This window comes from Micromonospora polyrhachis (genome assembly GCF_014203835.1).
Lineage (GTDB): Bacteria > Actinomycetota > Actinomycetes > Mycobacteriales > Micromonosporaceae > Micromonospora_H > Micromonospora_H polyrhachis.
Window position 1 is genome coordinate 5159099 of record NZ_JACHJW010000001.1, and the last position, 21624, is coordinate 5180722.

A 21624-nucleotide genomic window follows, 5' to 3' on the forward strand; every position below is an offset into this window, starting at 1 on the left:
GCTACGCCTGCTTGCTGGACTGTCGCAACGCGACCTCGCAGAGCGCGTGAACGAGCTGGCCCGGCAGCAGGGGCTACGTACGACTGCGGCGAGTGCCGATACAGTCGTCGCCGAACGAGTGCCGTTCACCGCAGACGCGATCAGCGAGCTATTGACAGGTGGGCGGCTCGCCCCGGCAGGCGCTGGCTGCGTCGAGCTGGCATGGCGTCATAGGGAGCAGCTGCTGAGCTGATAGCAGCAACAAGTTCGGTTGGCCGACGACCTGTTGCTCGATCCGCAGCGGGTGGTCCAGGTGGGCGGGTGGCCAGCGGGTCACGGGGTCAGGGTGACGCTCTCCTTCGCCAGCAGGTACGCCGGGAGCATCTCCTCGAACTCCTCGGTGTCCATGCCACCGAGGCTGATCAGGAGCGTGCCGGATCGGCCGGTCGCTATGGAGATTGCCCGCCCGCGTCGCTCCTCGCCGGTCAGTTTGCTCTTCTGGAGGTAGGTCGCCTCGAACGAGTCGAGCCCTCCGGCTTTCGTTCGGCGGTACTGCACGTCGGTGGCCTCACTGCTGCCGGCGACGAACTTCTCCAACGCCGCCTGGGCTCCGACACCGCCCTTGTCGACCGTCCACACCCGAATGAAGCCGATGTTCCCGGCGGGCTTCGCGTCGATCTCGCAGCGTGCCGTGGCACCGCCCTGCTGCGCCAGGCTGGCGAACTCGCCGGACGCCTCGACCGGCTTGACCTTCCACTTGGCCGGCACCGAGAAGGTGATCGCCAGCTTGCACGGGCTGGCGGCGGCACCGACCTTCGTGGCGGCGGCACCGGCCTGGACGCCGTCGTACCAGGGCGGGCCGGCCGCAACTGGTGTGGTGGTCGGGCTCGGTGCGGTCGATCCGCCCTGCGCGGACTTCTCCGGTTCGGCGGACTTCTCCGGTTCGGTGGTGCAACCACCGAGCACCCCGATGGCGAGTACGGCCAGCAGGGCCGTACCAAGTCGTCTTCCTCGTTCCACTGTCGACTCTCCGTTGTTGGCTGCTGAAATGACCAGGGTGGTCACCGAGGCATGAGCGGTTCGCACATTGTCCTGTGCAGAGTGAAACACGGTGACTAACGGCTTCGTGATCTGCGTCTCGCCAACTGTGGATCGCCCACCCCGCCCTGACGCCCACCCCGCCCTGATGCCCACCCGCCCGGGCCGCACGTGCCACGGCCGAACTCCTTCTCGACCACACGCCGCAGCCCTGATCCACCCACGCCCCGATACCGCCGCGACGAGCCGACGGCCCAGCCCGAGCCAGCACGATCGACCCGTCCGGACCACGGGGGATCAGTGCGGCGGCAGTAGCACCGAGAGCACCCGGGTGAGCGGCCGGAAACCGGCGTTGTCGTACATCCGGCGGGCCGGGTTCCCGTCGGCCACAGACAGCCCCAACGCGGGAAGCCCGGCCTGGTGAGTGCCCCACAAGGCGTGGGTGAGCAGGGCCCGGCCGCACCCGCGGCCCTGGGCGCGAGGAGCCACCGCGAGATTGAGGATCCAGGCACAGACATCCTCGGTCCACGGCACCGGACCGGCGCACAGGACATGACCCGCGCTGCGACCGTCGGGATCCAACAATCGGGCCGACGCCCCCACCAGGGGCGGGACCGGGTCCGCCGTATCGAACATCGCGCGAATCTGTTCCGTGTCACTGGGCTGCCACGCGCCATCCGGATGCGCCGGCCCGTACGCCGCCGCCAACCCCTCGGCCAGTTCGTCGTCCCAGCCCGGGGCACCCAACGACCAACCGTCGGCCAACGTTACCGGTGCCGGTATCTCGGTCAGGTCGTGACGCATGTCGGTCGCGGCCCGGCGGAGTTCGAGGCCACCGTCCACCAGTGCCTCCGCCAGCCCGTCGTCCGGGGTCTCCAGCCGCAGGCCGGCGAGGTCGTGTCGGGCCTGCCCGGCGACCAGACCCAGCGAAACCCCAGGCAGCGGCCGGACCTGGCCCGCGACACGTATCCCGTCGTCTTCACGGATGCGGAACCGCGCGAGCGGGGTGCCGTCGTCGGCACACAGCAGCGAGTCGATGGGTGATGCGGAGTCTGGACGGATGGGCACCGGGGCACCCTAGTGCCTCGGAGTGGGTCGACTCCACCGAGAATCCCGTTCCATGACCGGCACACCCGGTGGGAAGGAGGGCTGACGGTTCAGCACTCCGATGAGCTGCCAGTACCGCGCGCCCGCCGATCGGTGAAGGTCGTGAGTTGGTCGACCAACCACCTGGCCAGCGGCGAGGGCCCCCTGCTATCGCTTTCCGCCTAGCAGGGGGCCCTCGCCGACACCTCAGACGCGGGTGAAGACCAGGGTGACGTTGTGGCCGCCGAACCCGAAGGCGTTGTTCATCGCCGCCGGGATGTCCATGTGGCGAGCCTTGAGCGCGGCGACGTCGAGGCTGAGCTCGTCATCCGGGTCATCCAGGTTGATCGTCGGCGGTACGACGCTGTCCCGGATGGCGAGGATGGTCGCGATCGACTCCAGCGCACCAGCCGCGCCGAGCAGGTGCCCGGACATCGACTTGGTGGCGGTCAGCACCGGGTGGTCACCGAGCGTTGCCCGTAGCGCGCCGACCTCCTGCATGTCGCCGACCGGCGTGGAGGTGGCGTGCGCGTTGACGTGTACGACGTCGGTGCGGGCCACCCCGGAGTCGGCGAGCGCCATGGTGATGGCCCGACCCTGTCCCTCCGGATGCGGCTGCACCATGTCGTACGCGTCCGAGGTGATCCCGGCCCCGGCGAGCCGGGCGTACACCCGGGCACCCCGGGCGGCGGCATGGTCGGCCCGTTCGAGTACGACCACCCCGGAGCCCTCACCGAGGACGAAGCCGTCCCGAGCCTTGTCCCACGGACGGGAAGCCCGCTGCGGATCGTCGTTGCGGGTCGACATGGCCCGCATCGCGGCGAACCCGGCGATCGGCAGCGGGTGGATGACGGCCTCCGTGCCGCCGGCCACGACCACGTCGGCCCGACCTGCGCGGATCAGATCCAGCCCCAGCGCGATCGCCTCCGCACCGGTCGCGCAGGCGCTGGACATCGACCGTACGCCGCCCTTGGCGCCGAGTTCCAGCCCGACCCAGGCGGCCGGTCCGTTCGGCATCAGCATCGGCACTGTGTGCGGGGATACCCGCCGTGGCCCCGAGGCTTCGAGGATGTCGTCCTGGGCGAGCAGGGTCTGCGCGCCACCGATGCCCGAGCCGATGCTGACCGCGAGCCGCTCGGGGTCCAGGCCGGAGTCGGCCAGTCCGGCGTCGTCCCACGCCTGGCGCCCCGCGATGAGCGCGATCGCCTCGGAGCGGTCGAGCCGGCGCAGCTTGACCCGGTCGAGCACCTCGGCCGGGTCGACCGCGAGTTGGGCGGCGATCCGGACCGGCAGTTGGCCGGCCCACTCCTGGGTGAGCGGACTCACCCCGGAGCGGCCGGCGAGCATGGCGTCCCAGGTCGACGCGACGTCCCCGCCGAGCGGGGTCGTCGCGCCGAGCCCGGTGACGACGACGTCTGGTCGCGTCATGATCAGGACTGCGCCTCAATGTAGGCGATGGCGTCGCCCACCGTCTTGAGGTTCTGCACCTCGTTGTCGGGGATCTTCACGCCGAACTTCTCCTCGGCGGCCACGACGACCTCCACCATGGAGAGCGAGTCGACGTCGAGGTCGTCGGTGAACGACTTCTCCTCGGCGACGTCGTCCGGGTTCACGCCGGCAACCTCTTCGAGGATTTCGGCGAGGCCGGCGGTGATCTCGTCACGGGTCATGGTGCTGGTTCTCCTTTTGGTGGATGGGTGTACGCCGTGCGAGCGTTGCCGCTCGTACGGGTGGTGCGGTCGTGGCCGTCCGTATCGGTGGTGCCGGCGCGGCCGGATGGCCCGTTACGGGCAGCGGACAACCTGCCCAGCGTAGGTGAGGCCACCGCCGAAGCCGAAGAGCAGGATCGGGGCCCCCGGCGGGATCTCCCGCCGCTCGACCAGCTTGGACAGGGCCAGCGGCACGCTGGCTGCGGAGGTGTTGCCGGACTCGACGATGTCCTTGGCGATGATCGCGTTGGTGGCACCGAGCCGCTTGGCGATGCCGTCGATGATCCGGGTGTTGGCCTGGTGCGGTACGAACGCGGCGAGTTCCTCCGGTGCCACGCCGGCCCGCTCACAGGCCTGGCGGGCCAGCGGGGCCAGGGCGGTGGTCGCCCAGCGGAAGACGGTCTGGCCCTCCTGCTGGATGTACGGGCGCCAGCCCTCGATGCGTACCGCGTCGCTCTTCTCGGGCACCGAGCCCCAGACGACGGGTCCGATTCCGGCGGGCTCGTCCTCGGCGGTGGCGGAGAGGACGGCGGCACCGGCACCGTCGGCGAAGATGATGCAGGTGGACCGGTCGGTCCAGTCGGTGAAGTCGGAGAGCTTCTCCGCTCCGATGACGATGGCGTGCCGGGCCGCTCCGGCACGGATGGCGTGGTCGGCGGTGGCCAGCGCGTAGGAGAACCCGGAGCAGGCGGTGTTGACGTCGAAGGCCCCGGGCGCGTTGATGCCGAGCTTCGCGGCGACCCGGCAGGCCACGTTCGGGCTGCGGTCGATCGAGGTGCAGGTGGCGACCACGACGAGGTCGATGTCGGCGGCGGTGAGCCCGGAGTTGGCCAGCGCCTTGGCGGCGGCGGCGGTGGCCATGTCGCTCACCGTCTCGCCGTCGGCGATCCGCCGGGTGACGATGCCGACCCGGTCCCGGATCCACTCGTCGTTGGTGTCGACCAGTTGGGCGATCTCGTCGTTGGTGACCACCCGGGAGGGCTGGTAGTGCCCGAGCGAGACGATCCGGCTGCCCATCAGTTGTCTCCTCCGATGCGGGCGAGGGGTTGGCCCGGTGCGTCCGGGTCGTTGCGGGAAGGCGTGCCGTGTCGGGCGATCAGGTCACGGGCGGCGGGTAGGTCGTCCGGCGTGTTCAGGGTGACGATCTCCGGTACGCCGGTGGCCTTGAGTTCCCGCTTGACCAGGCCGGCGAGGGTGCCGGCCGGGGGCAACTCGATGATTCCGGTGACCCCGAGGTCGGCCAGCGCCCGCATGCACAGGTCCCATCGGACCGGGGCGGTCACCTGGCTGACCAGGCGGTGCAGCATCTCCTGGCCGTGGCCGACCACCGTACCGTCCAGGTTGGACAGCAGGAGGCGGGTCGGGTCGGCGGTGGGGACGCCGGGTGCGATGGCGGCGAGCGCCCGCTCGGCGGGGGCCATGTGCGGGGTGTGGAACGCCCCGGCGACCTTCAGTACGGTGACCCGGGCCCGGGTCGGGGGCTCGGTGGCCAGCTTCTCCAGCCGGTCCCCGGGGCCGGCGGCGACCACCTGGCCGGCACCGTTGCGGTTGGCCGCGTGCAGACCGTGCGCCTCGATCGCGGCCAGTACCTCCTCGGGGTCCCCGCCGAGCACCGCGGCCATCCCGGTTGGCTCGATGGCGCAGGCGGCGGCCATCTCCCGGCCCCGTACGCCGGCGAGGGTGATCGCCGACTCGGCGGACAGTACGCCGGCCAGGGCGGTCGCGCTCAGTTCGCCGACGCTGTGTCCGACGGTGAGGCCGACATCGTGCATGGGTAGCTGCTCGGCCGCGAGTAGTGCGGCGGCGACCAGCAGCGGCTGGGTGCGGGCGGTGTCCTTGATCTCGTCGGCGTCGGCCCGGGTGCCCAGGTGCACCAGGTCGACCCCGGCCAGCGCGGACCACCAGCGCAGCCGGGCCTCGGCACCAGGTAGGTCGAGCCATGGAGTGAGGAAGCCGGGCTTCTGGGACCCCTGACCGGGGGACAGTACGGCGAGCACGGATACGACTTTGCTTGATACCGACGGGTCATGTGGGTGCCGGCAGGCACCAATCCGTACTAGAGACTTTGTTGAAGACATACAAAGATCGGTGATGGTCAGCGGAGTTATGTCAGCTTCGCGGCCTGTTGGCGGTTATGTGTGTGGTGAGGCTGGTGGGGCTGCCGGGTCGAGCCGGCCGATGGTCAGCGCCACCCGGAGGGCGAACGCGTCCCGGGGAGCCAACGGCGACAGGCCGGTCACGTCGGCGATCCGGCGTAGTCGGTAACGCACCGTGTTGGGGTGTACGAAGAGTGCGCGGGCGGCGCTCTCCAGCACCCCGCCCGCGGCGAAGAACGCGTCCAACGTCTCCAGCAGCTCGCCGCCGGCCCGGACCAGCGCCGCGTAGCCGTCGTGGCGCAAGCTCCGACGTGCCTCGGAGTCACCCGCCAACGCCCGCTCGGGCAACAGGTCGGCTGCGGCGACCGGCCGAGGCGCGGCCGGCCAGGCGGGGGCCGCCCGGAACCCGGCCAGCGCCGCCCGAGCCGAGTCGGTGGCCTCGTCCAGACTCGGCACCGCCGGCCCCACCACCACCGGGCCGCTACCGAACCCGGCCAGCAGTTTCTCGGTGGCGGCCAGCGGATCGGCCGCCCCGCCGAGCACGACCACCAGGCGATCCCCGTGTACCCCGCCGATGATCTCCACGCCGATCCGGCGGGCCGCCCGGTAGACGGTGTGCAGGACGGCGGCCACCTCACCACCCGGGGAGCGTCCGACCGCGACCGCCACCGGCGGTGCGTCCGCCCAACCCAGCGCCGCCGCCCGGCTGGCCAGCACATCCGGGGAGTCGCCACGCAGCAACGCGTCCACCAGCAGGGCCTGGAGCCGGGCATCCCAGGCACCTCGGGACTCGGCGGCCCGCGCGTACGCCCGGGCGGCCGAGAAGGCGATCTCCCGGGAGAACTGGAGCACCACCTCACGGAGCAGTTGCTCCTCGCCCGGTGCGGCCAGGCTCGGGACCTGCTCCTCCACCACGTCGATGGTCACCTTGATCAAGGCTACGGTCTGTTGCAGGCTGATCGATCTGGCCAGGGCCCGGGGTGCTGCCGCGAAGACCTCGTCGGACAACTCCTGCGGGCTGTCCGCCTTGCCCCCCTGGTGCAGCCACGTCACCAGGGACCGCACGCCGGCCTGCGCCACCAGCATGACCCAGGAGCGCTGGTCGGCCGGCAGGCCACGGAACCAGGGCAGTGACTCGTCCATCCGCGCCATGCTCGCGGTCGCCAGCGAACCGGCCGCGCGTTCGATCCGGCGTAGCGTCGCCGCGAGGTCGCCGTCGTCCGGGTCGGTCATCGGTCCAGCGTGCCATGCCCCGCCCCGGGCAGCACCGCCCGGCCCGCCCCGGGCCGCGTCGCCCGAGGTGCTCCGCCGGATGAGCGGGGAACGGACGCGCGGGCGCGTCGACCGTGTCATCATCCACCGATGATTGCCCGCCCACCGCTGGTCGTGCCACTGTTCGCACTCGGGGGCTTCGTGATCCTGCTCGGCCTGGTGCTGGCGGGCGGGACCCCGCTGGTCGACTTCGATACCTCGGTCAGCCATGCCTTTCGTGAGTACGGCCACCGCAATCCGGACCTGATTGCGGTGCTCCGGGTCGCCACCGATGTCGCCGCCACGCTGCCGTTCCTGCTTGGTGGAGTGGCGGCGACCCTGGCCCTGCTCGGCCGGGGCCAGCGTCGAGCCGGCATCTTCTGCCTGGTGGTTACCGGCGTGATCCCGGCGCTGTGGGGCCTCCAGCACTGGCTGCTGCACCGGCCGCGACCACTGGACGGATTCGTCACGGCGACCAGCAACGGTTTTCCGAGTGGGCACACCTCCAACGCGGCGGCGATCGCGCTGGTGGTCGTACTCCTGCTGTGGCCCCGGCAGGCACGGACCGCGCGGGTCGTCACGGTGGTCCTGGCCGTGGGGTTCGCGCTCTTCATCGCTTTCACCCGGCTGGCCCTGCTGGCGCACTGGCCGGCCGACGTGCTCGGCGGATGGCTACTGGCCCTGGTCGTGGTATCGCTCGCCGCCCGTACGGCGACGGCCCGCATAGCGACGGCCCGTACGGCGACAGTCGGGGAGACCACGACGGCCCAGGAGGAGGTATCGGATCCGGCCGAGCGGTGACCGGTACCCGGTTCAGCGAGGGCCAGACAGGTTCAACTCCTGGGCCAGGATGGCAGCCTGGACCCGGCTGCGCAGACCGAGCTTGGTGAGGATCCGACTGACGTGGGTCTTCGTGGTGCTCTCCGCCATCACCAGGCGCTCGGCGATCTGCTGGTTGGACATCCCGAGGCCGAGGCAGGCCAGTACGTCCTGTTCACGCGGGGTGAGGTCCCGCACTGCGGCCACGGTCGCCGAGGAGGGCGTCGGGGCGCTGCGGGCGAAGGCGTGGATCAGTCGGCGGGTCACCCCGGGGGCGATGATGCCCTCGCCCCGGGCCACCGTCCGGACCGCCTCGACCAGGCCCTCGGCGTCGGTGTCCTTCAGCAGGAACCCGCACGCCCCGGCCCGCAACGCACCGAAGACGTACTCGTCGAGGTCGAAGGTGGTCAGCACCAGCACGTCGGCGAGTCCGTCGGCCACGATCTCCCGCGTCGCGGAGATGCCATCCAATCGGGGCATCCGCACGTCGAGCACGGCGACGTCGGGCCGCAACGACCGGCAGAGGGCCACCGCCTCCTCCCCGTCGGAGGCCTGCCCGACCACCTCGATCCCGGGTGTTCCGGCAAGGATCAGCGCCAGCCCCGCCCGAACCGCGTCCTGGTCGTCGGCGAGCACTACCCGGACCACGTCTTCGGTCGTACCTGCGGCTGCGCTCGCGCCCGGGTCCAGCGTCATACCTGTGCCTCCGTCGTCGGCAACTCGGCGTGCACCCGCCACTGGGACTCCCGGGGACCGGCGTCGAACCGACCATGCAACAGGGCGGCCCGCTCTCGCATCCCGATCAGGCCGGCTCCCGCGCCAGCCAGGGCACCATCCCGGGTACGGTCCGACAGCGGATTCTCGACGGTGACGCTGACCAGGTCGGGCTGGTAGTCGACGACCAGGGAAGCCTGTCCGGACCCGTGTTTGAGAGCGTTGGTCAACGACTCCTGCACGATCCGGTAGGCGGCGAGATCCACGCTGACCGGCAGCATTCGGGCCCGGCCGGTCGTCTCCACCCGCACCGCCAGGCCGGCGACCCGGGCCCGGTCGACCAGCCGGTCCACCTCGGCCAACCGGACCCGGGTCGCCTCCTCGGCCGTCTCGGAGGTACCGGCTGCGGTCGCGTTGGTCGCCGTGCCGTCCGGCGTTGCGCCGCCTGGTCCGCTGCCGATTCCGCCTGGTCCGCCCGGGTCGCGGAGCAGGCCGATCATCTGCCGCATCTCAGCCAGCCCCTGCACGCTGTTCTCCCGGATCACCTGTAGCACCTGGTCCAGCTGCGCCCGATCCAGCCCGCGTACGGACAGTGCCGCCGTGGCGTGGATCGCCACCGCACTCAGATGGTTGGCGATGACGTCGTGCAGTTCCCGGGCCATCCGGTTGCGCTCGGCGGTGACCGCCTGCCGCCGGTCGAGTTCGACCAGCCGGGCGGTCTGTTCCGCCCGGGCCCGCTCGGCGGCGGCGCGGGCCCGTTCCGCGGCCGCCTGGTCCCGGTACTGCCGGATGCTGATCCCGGTGACCACCGGCAGGACGCCGATCAGCATCACGAACACGCCGAGGACGAGGCCCTGCCAGGACCTGAGCAGTAACACCCCGGCTACCGAAGCGATGCCGGTGAGGGCCACCTGGATTCGGAGCAGCCAGCGCCACAGCCGGGGTGGGCCGTAGACGCAGGCGTCGCCGAGCACCTGACCGTAGACCAGGATGGTGCCCAGGGATGCGCCCAACACCAGGTCGACGACGATGGCCACGCTGCCCACCGCCAGGCTGGTCCGGGGCGCTACCCGGCGTATCGCCACCGCCGCGCAGGCGGTGACGAGGGTGCCCAGGAACACGATCAGGGGCGGCTCGAGACCGGTCCGGAAGTTCGGATAGACGTCGAGGCCGATCAGCACCAGGCCACCGGCCAGGTAGGCGGCGGCCAACGCCAGGTCACGTCGTAGCGTGCCCTGCCGTAGCCCCAGCCGTTCCAGCATTGCCCGATCCCATCACACCGTCGCGGCGGTGAACTCGCCCGTGGGGACGACCATGGCCGTCCCGGGTCCGTCGAAGGATGTACCCGTCCATCCTTTGGCGGACCCGGATCTCACCATCGGCGGCGACGTCGCGACCCCGACCGTACGGGAGGCTGAAGGCGACGGAACAGGAGGTCGCAATGGTACTGGCCGTGATCGTCGCCTGCGAGATCGGATTCTGGGTTCTGCTCGGTGCGGGACTGGTCGCTCGCTACCTGCTGCGGATGCGGCGGTTGAGCACCCTGCTGCTGATCTCCGTACCGTTGGTCGATCTGGTGCTGCTCGCCGCCACCGTGGTCGACCTGCGGCGGGGAGCCACAGCCAACTTCACCCACGGGCTCGCCGCCGCCTATCTCGGGTTCTCGATCGCCTTCGGACACTCCATGATCCGCTGGGCCGACCAGCGGTTCGCCCACCGCTTCGCCGGAGGGCCGCCGCCGTGGAAGCCGCCGAAGGGTGGTTGGGCCCGGGCCCGCTACGAGTGGCGGGAGTGGGGCAAGGGCATCCTGGGCTGGGCGGTCGCCTGCGTACTCCTCGGTGCGGGGATCCTGATGGTCGGCGACGCCAGCCGAACCGCCGAACTGCTTGCCTGGATCACCCGACTGAGTGCGGCGATGGCGATCTGGTTCGTTGCCTTCCCGCTCTGGGCGACGATCTTTCCCGGTCGATCCCAGAGCTGAGCCAGATGTCGATCCGATCAACCTGACCGGCACTGGTGACCTTGTCGGAGCGAGACAGTACGGTGACAGAGCCCAGTACGGATCGCCGCCCGCCGGGACACGGTCACGAGGTCCGGGGCACGACGATGCTCGTGCGGCCGGGCGACTGCCCATCCGGGCGACGGCGAGTGTGAGGAGATCGGCGAATGACGCAGGGGGAGGCCGAATCCGGCCCCGCCGATGGTGAACAGCACTGCCTCTTGGGCGATCAGGCGGCATCAGCTGGTTTCGCTGCCAGACAACTCCGCTGGTCGTCCGGGACCGATGCGAATCCGGTCGGGGAGCAGCCCCACCCCGCGCCTACCGATGTCGAGGCGTACCCGGCCCACCCCGAGCCGGTCACGGACGAGGATCGGATCGACCGGGTGCCGCGGCAGCGGACGGGCGGTCACGATCGCGAGGGTGTCGTCGTGCTACCCGAGCCGACCGGACCCGACCACGCGGTGACGATGGGCGCTCCACCGACGATGGGCACCCCGCCGACCTGCCGGACCGATCGTCCGGGCTGGGCCGGGGCCCACCGACACGGGGCGGTCCGACCCCGGCAGCGCATCAACCGACGGGAACGGCCACCGCGCCGGTGGTGCTGACCGGACACGGTGCGCGCTCCTGTCCCCGGTTGTCGGGTGCCTCTCCCGTCCCGGTTATCGGGTGCGGCGACGCACCAGCAGCGCGATCCCGGCCAGGGCGAGGGTGATGAGGACGAGCACGCCGACGTTGAGCAGGAGCATTTCCCGCAGATCACCGACGACCTGGCCGAAATCCTTGGTCGGAGCCTGCTCCTTGTCGGTGGTCGCCCGCTCGACCCCGCCGCCGCCACCGCCGACCTGATTCTGCTGTTCGCTGAGCGGTGCCCCGGCGGCCCGTAGCGTCTCGGACATGTCGAGCCGACCGAAGAACCAGGCGGCGGAGGTCTTGCGCCGGTCCGGCTGCTCAGCTGGCCGGAACGCCCGAGGTCCCCCCTCGGCCAGCGGGTAAAGGTCGTACGTCTGCTTGGCGACGTCGCCCTCCAGCACCACGACCGTGTACTTCGGCCCGAGGCCGTCCGACTTCGGAGCGGAGGTGGTCTGGGTGCTCTTGGTCATCCAGCCGACCTGTTCCATCACCGCGTCGAAGAGAATCACGTCGGCTGCGGCTCGTACGTGCAGCGGTTCGGTGATGCCGGGTCCGGTGATGGTGACCGCCGCCGGCGACTCGGGCGACCCGACATGTCCATGCGCTACGGCCCCGGCCGGCGGGATGCCGGTGTGGGGCGTCCGGGCCAGCACCGTGGCGGTGGTGGTGCCGGCCAGCGGAGAGGTAGGCGCGGGAAGGGCATACGCCGGGGTGATTGCGGCAAACGACAGGCCGAGCCCGGCCAGAAGTCCTGCGGCCCCTGCCAGTCGACGACTCACCCGGTGGACCACGGTCGATCTCCTCGCCCCGTACGGAATGGCCTTGCTCGGCACAGGTCATGCGCGGGTTGCCGGTAAAGTACGCGGATCCTGCCGGAGCAGGAGTAATACGCACTTACCTGTTTAGACTCCGGACAACAGCACTCGGTTGCACCTGGCCGAGTGGCATTTTGGAACTATCTGCGATCTCAGGTCGACCAATGACGAACTGTAGATCCGAGTAAAGATCGTATCTGTCGGGAGGTGTTCATGGGGAACCGGGGGACCCGGACAGCAGGGTCGCTGCTGGGGGCGATCGTGGGGCTGCTCTGTGTACTGTTGCCCGCCGGGCCGGCGGCTGCCCACAACTCCCTCACCGGCAGTGATCCGAAGGATGGGGCGCAACTGCGTACCGCACCGGATCGGGTCGAACTGACGTTCCTGTCCCGACTCGACCCGGCGACCACCAAGGTCACGGTCACCGGACCGGAGAGCGTGTCGGCCCAGGGTGGGGAGCCGGTCTTCGCCGGGTCCAAGGTGGCGGTGCCGTTCCGGCCCGGACCCGCCGGGACCTACCTGATCCGGTACGAGGTCGCCTCCGGCGACGGGCACCCGGTCAAGGGAACGGTCACCTTCAACCTGACCGTCGGTGCGACCCCCATCCTGTCACCATCCCCGGCACCGACCACCACCCCCACCGCCACGCCGACCTCAAGCGCCTCACCCGCGTTCGTACCAGCGTCACCGGGTACCGAGCCCGAGGAACCGTCGTACTGGTGGGTGGGGATTGTCGGTGCGGCGGTGCTGGTGGGAGTCGTCGCCATACTGGCGCTCCGGCGCCGCCGCCGTGGCTGACGGCAGCGCCGGACAGTAGGGCCGACGGCAGCCCGCTCGATCAGGCCGCCCTGCGGCAGGTCAGGGGAGTCGCACCCGGGCGGCGCGCAGTCGGGTCAGGGTGCGCTCACGACCGAGCACCTCCAGCGACTCGAACAACGGCAGTCCGACGGTACGGCCGGTGACCGCGACCCGTACCGGTGCCTGGGTCTTGCCGAGCTTGAGGCCGCGTGCCGCGCCGACCTCCTCCAGGGTGGCCTTGAGGGTCTCGGCGTCCCAGGTGGGCAGCGCGTCGAAGGCGGCGATCGCCTCGTCGAGCAGTTCGGCGGACCCCTCCTTCATGGTCTTGGTCCAGGCCCCCTCGTCGATCAGCGGTGACTCCAGGAAGAGGAAGTCGACATTGGGCACGATCTCACTGAGTACGGCGATCCGGGTCTGCGCCAGCGGTGCCACGGCGGCGAACGCGGCCGGATCGTACTCCTCGGGCTGCCACGGCGGCGGTGCGATCGTGTCGGTGCCGGTGAGCCACGGCTGACAGGCGGCGATGAACTCGTCGACCGGCAGCGCCCGGATGTATTCGCCGTTGAACGCGCGTAGCTTCTTCTCGTCGAAGAAGGCCGGTGACGGATTGACCTCGGACAACCGGAACTCGTCCTCGATGACCGACCAGGGGACGATCTCCCGGTCGCCGGAGGGAGCCCAGCCGAGCAACATCAGGTAATTGCGCATTGCCGAGGCGAGATAGCCCTCATCCTTGTACGCCTCCAGCGCGACCTTGTCACGTCGCTTGGAGAGTTTCTGGCGCTTCTCGTTGACCACGACCGGCACGTGTGCCCACACCGGGGGCGTCACCCCGAGCGCTTCCCAGAGCAACTGCTGCTTCGGAGTGTTGGGCAGGTGTTCCTCGGCCCGGATCACGTGGGTGATCCCCATGGTCATGTCGTCGACCACGTTTGCCAACAGGAAGACCGGGGACCCGTCGCCCCGGGCGATCACGAAGTCCTCGATCAACTTGTTCTCGAAGGTCGGCTCGCCCCGAATCAGGTCGACCACCACGGTCGCGCCCTCGTCCGGCGTACGGAAGCGCAGCGCCCGGCCCTCGCCCGGGTCGAGACCCCGGTCGCGGCAGAAGCCGTCGTAACCCTGGTACTGCGAACCGGTACGGGCCTGGACCGCCTCCCGGGTGCAGTCGCAGTAGTACGCCCGACCGGCGGTGTGCAGCTTCGCGGCGGCGTCCCGGTGCTGCTGGGCGTTCTGCGACTGGAAGTAGGGCCCCTCGTAGGTGCCGCGCTCGATGCCGATCCAGTCCAGCGCCGACAGGATGCCCTCGGTCCATTCGGGGCGGTTCCGGGCCGCGTCGGTGTCCTCGACGCGGAGCACGAAGACACCGCCCTGCTGCTTGGCGAAGATCCAGTTCTGTAGGGCCGAGCGGGCACCCCCGACGTGGAACATGCCAGTGGGGGAAGGGGCAAATCGTACGCGTACCGTCACAGGTCAAGGGTACGGCTGCCGGTGGAGAGCCGTTAGGAAGGGCCCCTTCCCAAGGCGGAAAGCGGCAAGAAGGAGCCCTTCCCTGCTCCCGAATCAGGGGACGGTGCGGATCTTCACCACCAGGATGCTGCCGAGCAGGGTCACGGCGGCGGTCGCCGTGTAGAGGGCGGGGTATCCGCCGAGATGCACGACGATCGGTGCGGAGAGCGCCGGACCCAGCACCTGCGGCGCGGAGTTGGCGATGTTGATGACGCCGAGGTCCTTGGCCCGGTTCGTCGCCTGGGGCAGCACCTGAGTGATCAACGCCGCGTCGACCGCGACGTAGACGCCGTAACCGGCACCGAGCAGGAGTGCAGCGACCAGGGCGGTCGGCCAGATCGGCCAGGCGGCGAGCAGCAACGCCGCCACCGCCATGATCACCCCGGCCCAGATCACGAAGATCTTGCGCTTGCCGGTCCGGTCGGAGAGTCGGCCGGCGACGACGGCGGTGGCCATGAGTCCGGTGGTGTAGAGCAGGATCAGGATGAGCAACCCGCTCTCCGGATCGTGATGACGGACCTGGTCGGTGAGGAAGTAGAGCAGGTAGAGGGTGCCCAGCGCGTTGCCCACCTGGACCAGGAAGCGGGTGCCCCAGGCCCAGGCGAAGTCCGGGTACCGCCGAGGGTCGACCCACATCCCGGCGAGCAGTTCCCGCCAGCGCAGCGGGGGTCGGTGCGTACGGGGTAGTGGGTCGTCGGCGGTGAGCAGGGTGAACGGCACGGCGAGCAGCAGCACGGCCACCGCCACCGCCGCGTACCCGGCCGCGTTTCCGGTGACGACGGCGGTGACCAGCACTGCCCCCACCACCAGGCCGAGCGCCTGTGGGATGCCGATCCAGCCGGAGACACCACCGCGTTGGGCCACCGGCACCCGGTCCGGTACGGCGGCGGTGAGGGTGGCCAGCATCGCGTTGAAGCACAGTTGCGCGGCGATCCAGGCGATCGTCACGCCGAGGATGGTGCGCTGCTGGGCGAGCAGTAACAGGGACGCCGCCCCGAGCACCGCGCCGCCCAGGGTCCAGACGTGTCGTCGGCCGAATTCGCGGCCACCGAGCCGTAGGCAGGTCCGGTCGGAGAGCGCCCCGGCGAGCGGGTTGGCGATGACCGCGGCCAGCGCACCGAGCCCGGTGACGATGGCGAGCATCGTCTCCTTGTCGGTCGGTGTGATCAGCTCCACCTGCTGGGGGAGCAGCACCTGGATGGGGGTGAAGAACGCCATCCAGACGCCGAGGTTGGCGCTGAAGATCAACGCGATCCAGCCTCGGCGTACCGGGACGGTTGGCTCGGCGAGGGCGGTGGGCAGCGTCGCCGCCCTCGCCGGGTCGAGCAGGGATGACTCCGGCTCGAGCAGGGATGACTCCGGCTCGGGCCGGGATGACTTCGGGTCGGGCCGGGATGACTCCGGCTCGGGCCGCGACGCGGCCGGGTCCACGGCGGTCATGGTCGGCGCGCGATCAGGTCGCGGTACCAGGCGTACGAGGACTTGGGGGTGCGCGCCTGCGTGTCGAAGTCGACGTGGACCAGTCCGAAACGCTTGGTGAACCCTTCGGCCCATTCGAGGTTGTCCAGCAGGGACCAGACGAAGTACCCGCGCACGTCGACCCCCTCGTCCAGCGCCTTCCGTACCGCGCCCAGGTGTCCGGCCAGGTAGGCGATCCGGTCCGGGTCGTCGCACCGGCCGTCGGGGGTGAGTACGTCGTCGTACGCGCAGCCGTTCTCGGTGACGTGGATCGGGGGCAACTTCGTGCCGTAGCGCTGCCGGAGCGAGGTGAGCAGGCCGTGCAGCCCGTCCGGGGCGACCGGCCAGTCGAAGCTGGTGGTCGGGTAGCCGTCCAGCGGCACCAGGTCGAATGGCAGTGGGCTGTCCTCTTCCGGGGCCCGTACGCCGGTGGGGTTGTAGTAGTTGACGCCGAGGTAGTCGATGGGCGTGGCGATCACGTCGAGGTCGCCGTCGCGTACCACCGGCCCGTCGAGCCCGTCGAGCCCGTCGAGCCCGTCGAGCCCGTCGAGCCCGTCGAGCCCGGCCGACTGGGCCGCCCCCGTGGCCGTGGTCATCGGCAGTTCCGCCGGGTAGCCCCGGCCGAGGAGCGGGTCGGTGAAGAGGCGGTTGTGCAGTGCGTCGTACGCCGTGCCGGCGGCCCGGTCGGCGTCGGTGTCGCCGCGCAGCCACACCGGTGAGTAGTTGTTGGCGATGGCGATCGGGCTGGTGCTGCGGGCGCGGATCGCCGCGACGGCCAGCCCGTGGCCGAGCAGTTGGTGGTGGGCGACCGGGAATGCGTCGAAGAGCAGCATCCGGCCGGGGGCGTGTACGCCCATGCCGTAGCCGTGGGTCATGTGCACGAACGGTTCGTTGAGGGTGATCCAGAGTTTGACGCGGTCGCCGAGCCGGTCGGCGACCAGCCCGGCGTAGTCGGCGAACCGGTGGGCGGTGTCCCGGTTCAGCCAGCCGCCCCGGTCCTCCAGTGCCTGCGGCAGGTCCCAGTGGAAGAGCGTGGCGACCGGGTCGATGCCGGTTTCGAGCAGGCTGTCCACCAGCCGGTCGTAGAAGGCGAGGCCGAGGGGGTTGGCCGGGCCGGTGCCGTCGGGCTGGATCCGGGGCCAGGCGATGGAGAACCGGTACGCGGTGACGCCCAGCCCGGCCATGAGCGCGACGTCCTCGGGATAGCGGTGGTAGTGGTCGCAGGCGACGTCGCCGGTCGTACCGTCGACCACCCGACCTGGCTCGTGGGTGAAGGTGTCCCAGATGGACGTGCCGCGACCGTCCTCGGTGGTGGCACCCTCGATCTGGTACGCCGCCGTGGACACGCCCCAGGTGAATCCGGCCGGAAAGTGCAGTGGCGTCGCCTCGGTCATCGACCCTCCTCGTAACGTGAAATGTGTTCGGACTCTATTCGTCCGGCGTGTCGATGGGAACCCTTCCCGTTCTGTCCGAAATTGCGCATAGAGTGCCGATATTGAGAAATGTCCTTCATGGAGGCAGCGAAGATGATTCTCGTTGAGCGCAGCGGGCGCGTCGGGGTGCCGATCGAATCGGTCTGGGAGGTGGTCCAGCAGGCCGAACAGCTGCCGTCCTGGCTGGCCGGGGTACGCCAGGCCGAGGTGCTCTCCGGCGAGGGTTACGGCCGACGGCAGCGGGTCCAGGCCCGCCGGGGTGCGTCCGGCGAGGCCGAGGTGATCGCGTACCAGGAGCCGACCCTGATCGGCTGGCGGGAGCGGGCCAAGGGTGCCGGAGCGCGGGCCGAGGCCCGCACCGAGGTGTACGTCCAACTGGCGGCCGACGGCGACGAAACCGGCGTACGCCTGATCGTGGTGCGCTGGCCCGCCGGCCCGGTCAGCAAGGCGTTGCTACGCCTGGGAGTGCGCCGGGTCGGTGCCGGGCTGGAGGGCTCCCTGGCCCGGCTGACCGAACTGCTCATGCCGGCCGAGGTCGGTGCCCGACCGGCCGGCGACCCGGGCGTTCTGGTTGGCGCGACCGTTGGCGGCCCGAGCATGGCCGGCGCGGACCTGGGTGACCAGTCGGCCATCGAGGAGCGGCGGGCTCCGGTTGGGGAGACCCGGCTCGACGACCTGCTCCGCGGCCCGGCCGACGAATCGGCCGACGAAGAAGCTGGGGTCGGTGGTCACCGGGCGGCGGCCAGAGTTGTGGCCAGTGCGAAGGCGAAGTGCTGAACCAGACCCGGGGGGCGCGAGACCTGGGGGCGGCAAAGGTCAGGGGCGGGCGATGACGGAAACTACCGTCACCACCCGCCCCTTACCGACGGAACCGAGTCCGCCTACGAGTCGCCGCCGGTCTCGCCGACCGGGGCCGCCGTCACGTCGTCGATCGCGTACTTCTTGGCCGCCTCGGCCGGCACGTTCGCCGGCACCGTCCCGCGCAGCGCCAGCTGACGCAGCGTCGCCACGGTGATCGACTCGGCGTCGACCCGGAAGTGCCGGCGCAGCGCGTGCCGGGTGTCCGACATGCCGAAGCCGTCGGTGCCCAGTGACGTGTAGTCACCCGGGACCCAGCGGGCGATCAGGTCCGGCACCGCCCGCATCCAGTCGCTGACCGCGACCTTCGGGCCCTCCGCGTCGGCCAGCTTGCGCTGGACGTACGGCACCCGTAGCTCGTCGCCCGGGTTCAGCAGGTTGTACTCCTCGCACTCGACCGCGTCGCGGCGCAACTCGGTCCAGGAGGTCACCGACCACACGTCCGCGGCCACGCCCCAGTCCTGGGCCAGCAACTGCTGCGCCTTGAGCGCCCACTGCATGCCCACGCCCGAGGCCAGGATGTTGGCCCGGGGCGCGGACCCGCCGCCGTCGGCCGACACCGCCGGGGCTGCCGCGTAGCGGTAGATGCCCTTGAGTACGCCCTCGACGTCGACTTCGGCCGGCTCCGCCGGCTGCACGATCGGCTCGTTGTAGATGGTCAGGTAGTAGAAGACGTTCTCCGGGTTCTCGCCGTACATCCGGTGCAGACCGTTTTCGACGATGTGCGAGATCTCGAATCCGAACGCCGGGTCGTACGCCACCACTGCCGGGTTGGTCGCTGCGATCAGGTGCGAGTGGCCGTCCTCGTGCTGTAGCCCCTCACCGTTGAGCGTGGTCCGACCGGCCGTGGCACCGAGCAGGAAGCCCCGGGCCATCTGGTCGGCGGCGGCCCACAGCCCGTCGGCGGTGCGCTGGAAGCCGAACATCGAGTAGAAGATGTACACCGGGATCATCTGCACGCCGTGCGTGGCGTACGCGGTGCCGGCGGCGGTGAACGACGCCACCGAACCGGCCTCGTTGATGCCCTCGTGCAGGATCTGCCCGGTGGTCGCCTCCTTGTACGACAGGAACAGCTCCCGGTCGACCGCGGTGTAGTTCTGCCCGTGCGGGGAGTAGATCTTCTGGGTCGGGAAGAGCGAGTCCATGCCGAAGGTGCGGGCCTCGTCCGGGATGATCGGCACCCAGTGCCGCCCGAACTCCTTGTCCTTCATCAGGTCCTTGAGCAGGCGGACGAAGGCCATGGTGGTGGCCACCTTCTGCTTGCCCGAGCCCCGCTTGAGGTCGCCGAAGCGGGCCGGGTCCGGGATCCGCAGCGGCGGCGCGGTGATCTTCCGGGACGGCAGGTAGCCGCCCAGCGCCTCGCGCCGCTCCCGCAGGTACGCCATCTCCTCGGAGTCCTCGCCCGGGTGGAAGTACGGCGGAAGGTAGGGGTTGCTCTCCAGCGCCTCGTCCGGGATGTCCAGGTAGAGCCGGTCGCGGAAGGTCTTCAGGTCCTCCAGCGTCAGCTTCTTCATCTGGTGCGTGGCGTTGCGGCCCTCGAAGCTGGACCCCAACGTCCAGCCCTTGATCGTCTTGGCCAGGATGACCGTCGGCTGGCCGGTGTGCTCGGTGGCGGCCTTGTACGCCGCGTAGAGCTTGCGGTAGTCGTGTCCACCCCGCTTGAGGTTCCAGATCTCGTCGTCGGAGAGACCCTCGACCATCTTGCGGGTACGCGGGTCGCGGCCGAAGAAGTGCTCCCGGACGTACGCCCCGGACTCCGCCTTGTAGGTCTGGTAGTCGCCGTCGGGGGTGACGTTCATCAGGTTGACCAGCGCGCCGTCGGTGTCCGCGGCGAGTAGCGGGTCCCACTCCCGGCCCCAGACCACCTTGATCACGTTCCAGCCGGCACCCCGGAAGAACGCCTCCAGCTCCTGCATCACCTTGCCGTTGCCGCGTACCGGCCCGTCGAGGCGCTGCAGGTTGCAGTTGATCACGAAGGTGAGATTGTCCAGTTCCTCCCGGGCCGCCACGCCGATCGCGCCCAGCGTCTCCGGCTCGTCCATCTCACCGTCGCCGAGGAACGCCCACACGTGCTGCTGGGAGGTGTCCTTGATGCCCCGGTTGTGCAGGTAACGGTTGAACCGCGCCTGGTAGATGGCGTTGAGCCCACCCAACCCCATCGAGACGGTCGGGAACTCCCAGAAGTCCGGCATCAGCCGCGGGTGCGGGTACGACGGCAGCGAGCCGCCCGGGTGCGACAACTCCTGCCGGAAGCCGTCGAGCTGATCCTCCGACAGCCGCCCCTCAACGAAGGCGCGGGCGTACATGCCGGGGGAGGCGTGGCCCTGGTAGAAGATCTGGTCGCCGCCGCCGGGGTGGTTCTTGCCCCGGAAGAAGTGGTTGAAGCCCACCTCGTAGAGCGAGGCCGAGCTGGCGAAGGTGGAGATGTGCCCACCCACGCCGATCTCCGGCCGTTGCGCCCGGTGCACCAGCATCGCGGCATTCCACCGGATGTAGGCCCGGATCCGCCGCTCGATGTGCTCGTCCCCCGGGAACCAGGGTTCCTGCTCCGGCGGGATGGTGTTTATGTAGTCGGTGGTGGTCAGGGGCGGCACCCCGACCTGGCGTTCGCGGGCCCGCTCCAGCAGGCGCAGCATGACGTAGCGGGCGCGTTTGGCACCCCGCTCGTCGATTACACCGTCAAGCGACTCGACCCATTCAGCGGTTTCTTCGGGGTCGATGTCCGGAAGCTGGCTCGGTAGGCCGTCGCTGATTACCGGGCGCTTGCGTTCCGTGGCCACAGGCGTTCCCTCGGTTGTGTGTGTGGGATAGGTCTCTGCCGCCATCCTGCCCCCTGATACCTGGTTAAGTCACCTCTAGTGGCCCCAGACGCGATGCGCGACACAGGTACTCGTCGGTAACTACCGGCAAGGAAGGACCTCTTCCTCTTGCTTTCTGTTGTACACGGGCCCCTTCCTGACCGCTCAGGCAGACTATGGCCCATGCGCAGCGAAGTGATCACGGTCCGGACCGGCAGCCGTCCGGTGGTGCGGGACATCACGCAACAGGCGGAGCAGTTCCTCGCCGGGGCGGGCGACGGCCTCCTGCACGTCTTCGTCCCGCACGCGACGGCCGGGCTGGCGATCGTCGAGACCGGGGCGGGCTCGGACGATGACGTACTGACCGCGCTGGACGACCTGCTCCCCGCCGATGAGCGCTGGCGGCACCGACACGGGTCACCGGGGCACGGTCGGGACCACGTGATGCCCGCCTTCGTGGCCCCGTACGCGACCCTGCCCGTGCTCGGCGGCCGGCTCGCGTTGGGCACCTGGCAGTCGATCTGCCTGGTCGACCTGAACGGCGACAACGACACCCGCGAGGTCCGGTTCTCGTTCCTGCCCGGCTGACCGCCTTGTCCGGCTGACCGCCTTGTCCGGCTGACTGGCT

19 protein-coding genes and 1 pseudogene are annotated in these 21624 nt (G+C 70.2%); 5 read left to right on the plus strand and 15 right to left on the minus strand.

Annotation, left to right across the window (positions count from 1 at the left end; genetic code table 11):
- Positions 1-312: 312 nt before the first annotated feature.
- The 7 genes from FHR38_RS22840 to FHR38_RS22870 form a co-directional block, all read right to left on the minus strand.
- Complete coding sequence (locus FHR38_RS22840; protein WP_184536596.1) at positions 313-999, minus strand: lipoprotein; 687 nt, start codon at positions 997-999, stop codon at positions 313-315.
- 315 nt (positions 1000-1314) lie between these two features.
- Positions 1315-2085, minus strand: coding sequence for a GNAT family N-acetyltransferase (locus tag FHR38_RS22845; RefSeq protein WP_184536597.1), 771 nt, complete (start codon positions 2083-2085; stop codon positions 1315-1317).
- Positions 2086-2310: 225 nt separating this feature from the next.
- On the minus strand, positions 2311-3531 hold the full coding sequence (gene fabF, locus FHR38_RS22850) for a beta-ketoacyl-ACP synthase II (RefSeq protein WP_184536598.1): 1221 nt from the start codon (positions 3529-3531) through the stop codon (positions 2311-2313).
- A 2-nt stretch (positions 3532-3533) separates the two neighbouring features.
- On the minus strand, positions 3534-3773 hold the full coding sequence (locus FHR38_RS22855) for an acyl carrier protein (RefSeq protein ID WP_184536599.1): 240 nt from the start codon (positions 3771-3773) through the stop codon (positions 3534-3536).
- 114 nt (positions 3774-3887) lie between these two features.
- The gene (locus tag FHR38_RS22860) at positions 3888-4832 is read right to left on the minus strand and encodes a beta-ketoacyl-ACP synthase III (RefSeq protein ID WP_184540069.1); all 945 of its coding nucleotides are present in this window, start codon (positions 4830-4832) and stop codon (positions 3888-3890) included.
- Positions 4829-5809 carry an ACP S-malonyltransferase gene (locus tag FHR38_RS22865; protein ID WP_184536600.1) on the minus strand — a complete coding sequence of 327 codons (981 nt, stop codon included), beginning with the start codon at positions 5807-5809 and terminating at the stop codon, positions 4829-4831. Before FHR38_RS22865 ends, FHR38_RS22860 begins: the two co-directional genes overlap by 4 nt.
- A gap of 135 nt (positions 5810-5944) precedes the next feature.
- A complete protein-coding gene (locus FHR38_RS22870) occupies positions 5945-7141 on the minus strand; it encodes a PucR family transcriptional regulator (RefSeq protein ID WP_184536601.1) in 1197 nt (398 codons plus the stop codon).
- Positions 7142-7270: 129 nt separating this feature from the next.
- On the opposite strand from FHR38_RS22870, the gene FHR38_RS22875 reads away from it, so the two are divergent.
- Positions 7271-7960: a phosphatase PAP2 family protein gene (locus FHR38_RS22875; protein WP_184536602.1), complete on the plus strand. Its 690-nt coding sequence runs from the start codon at positions 7271-7273 to the stop codon at positions 7958-7960.
- A 12-nt stretch (positions 7961-7972) separates the two neighbouring features.
- On the opposite strand, the gene FHR38_RS22880 is transcribed toward FHR38_RS22875, so the two are convergent.
- Together FHR38_RS22880 and FHR38_RS22885 are read right to left on the minus strand one after the other, a co-directional pair.
- Entirely contained in the window at positions 7973-8674 is a 702-nt protein-coding gene (locus tag FHR38_RS22880; RefSeq protein ID WP_221449132.1) for a response regulator, read from the minus strand.
- Positions 8671-9954, minus strand: a complete 1284-nt coding sequence (locus FHR38_RS22885; RefSeq protein ID WP_184536603.1) for a sensor histidine kinase — start codon at positions 9952-9954, stop codon at positions 8671-8673. Before FHR38_RS22885 ends, FHR38_RS22880 begins: the two co-directional genes overlap by 4 nt.
- Positions 9955-10133: 179 nt before the next feature.
- Here FHR38_RS22885 and FHR38_RS22890 point away from each other — a divergent pair, with 179 nt between their 5' ends.
- On the plus strand, positions 10134-10673 hold the full coding sequence (locus FHR38_RS22890) for a hypothetical protein (protein WP_184536604.1): 540 nt from the start codon (positions 10134-10136) through the stop codon (positions 10671-10673).
- Positions 10674-10930: 257 nt separating this feature from the next.
- Here FHR38_RS22890 and FHR38_RS33610 read toward each other — a convergent pair whose 3' ends face one another.
- Together FHR38_RS33610 and FHR38_RS22900 are read right to left on the minus strand one after the other, a co-directional pair.
- Complete coding sequence (locus FHR38_RS33610; RefSeq protein WP_184536605.1) at positions 10931-11104, minus strand: hypothetical protein; 174 nt, start codon at positions 11102-11104, stop codon at positions 10931-10933.
- Positions 11105-11356: 252 nt separating this feature from the next.
- The gene (locus tag FHR38_RS22900; RefSeq protein ID WP_221449133.1) at positions 11357-12118 is read right to left on the minus strand and encodes a hypothetical protein; all 762 of its coding nucleotides are present in this window, start codon (positions 12116-12118) and stop codon (positions 11357-11359) included.
- Between the two features lie 237 nt (positions 12119-12355).
- On the opposite strand from FHR38_RS22900, the gene FHR38_RS22905 reads away from it, so the two are divergent.
- The gene (locus FHR38_RS22905; protein WP_184536606.1) at positions 12356-12940 is read left to right on the plus strand and encodes a copper resistance CopC family protein; all 585 of its coding nucleotides are present in this window, start codon (positions 12356-12358) and stop codon (positions 12938-12940) included.
- Positions 12941-13000: 60 nt separating this feature from the next.
- Here the strand turns inward: FHR38_RS22905 and gltX are convergent, their stop codons facing one another.
- From gltX to FHR38_RS22920, 3 genes are all read right to left on the minus strand, one after another.
- A complete protein-coding gene (gene gltX, locus FHR38_RS22910) occupies positions 13001-14410 on the minus strand; it encodes a glutamate--tRNA ligase (RefSeq protein ID WP_184536607.1) in 1410 nt (469 codons plus the stop codon).
- Positions 14411-14503: 93 nt separating this feature from the next.
- Entirely contained in the window at positions 14504-15889 is a 1386-nt protein-coding gene (locus FHR38_RS22915) for an MFS transporter (protein WP_184536608.1), read from the minus strand.
- Positions 15886-17301 (minus strand): glycoside hydrolase family 1 protein, encoded by a 1416-nt coding sequence (locus FHR38_RS22920; protein WP_184536609.1) that lies wholly within the window; start codon positions 17299-17301, stop codon positions 15886-15888. Before FHR38_RS22920 ends, FHR38_RS22915 begins: the two co-directional genes overlap by 4 nt.
- A gap of 132 nt (positions 17302-17433) precedes the next feature.
- On the opposite strand from FHR38_RS22920, the pseudogene FHR38_RS22925 reads away from it, so the two are divergent.
- Positions 17434-17859, plus strand: a pseudogene (locus FHR38_RS22925) (SRPBCC family protein); the annotation flags it as partial.
- Between the two features lie 362 nt (positions 17860-18221).
- Here the strand turns inward: FHR38_RS22925 and aceE are convergent.
- Complete coding sequence (gene aceE / locus FHR38_RS22930) at positions 18222-20978, minus strand: pyruvate dehydrogenase (acetyl-transferring), homodimeric type (RefSeq protein WP_184536610.1); 2757 nt, start codon at positions 20976-20978, stop codon at positions 18222-18224.
- 201 nt (positions 20979-21179) lie between these two features.
- Here aceE and FHR38_RS22935 point away from each other — a divergent pair, with 201 nt between their 5' ends.
- On the plus strand, positions 21180-21584 hold the full coding sequence (locus FHR38_RS22935; protein WP_184536611.1) for a secondary thiamine-phosphate synthase enzyme YjbQ: 405 nt from the start codon (positions 21180-21182) through the stop codon (positions 21582-21584).
- Positions 21585-21624 lie beyond the last annotated feature (40 nt).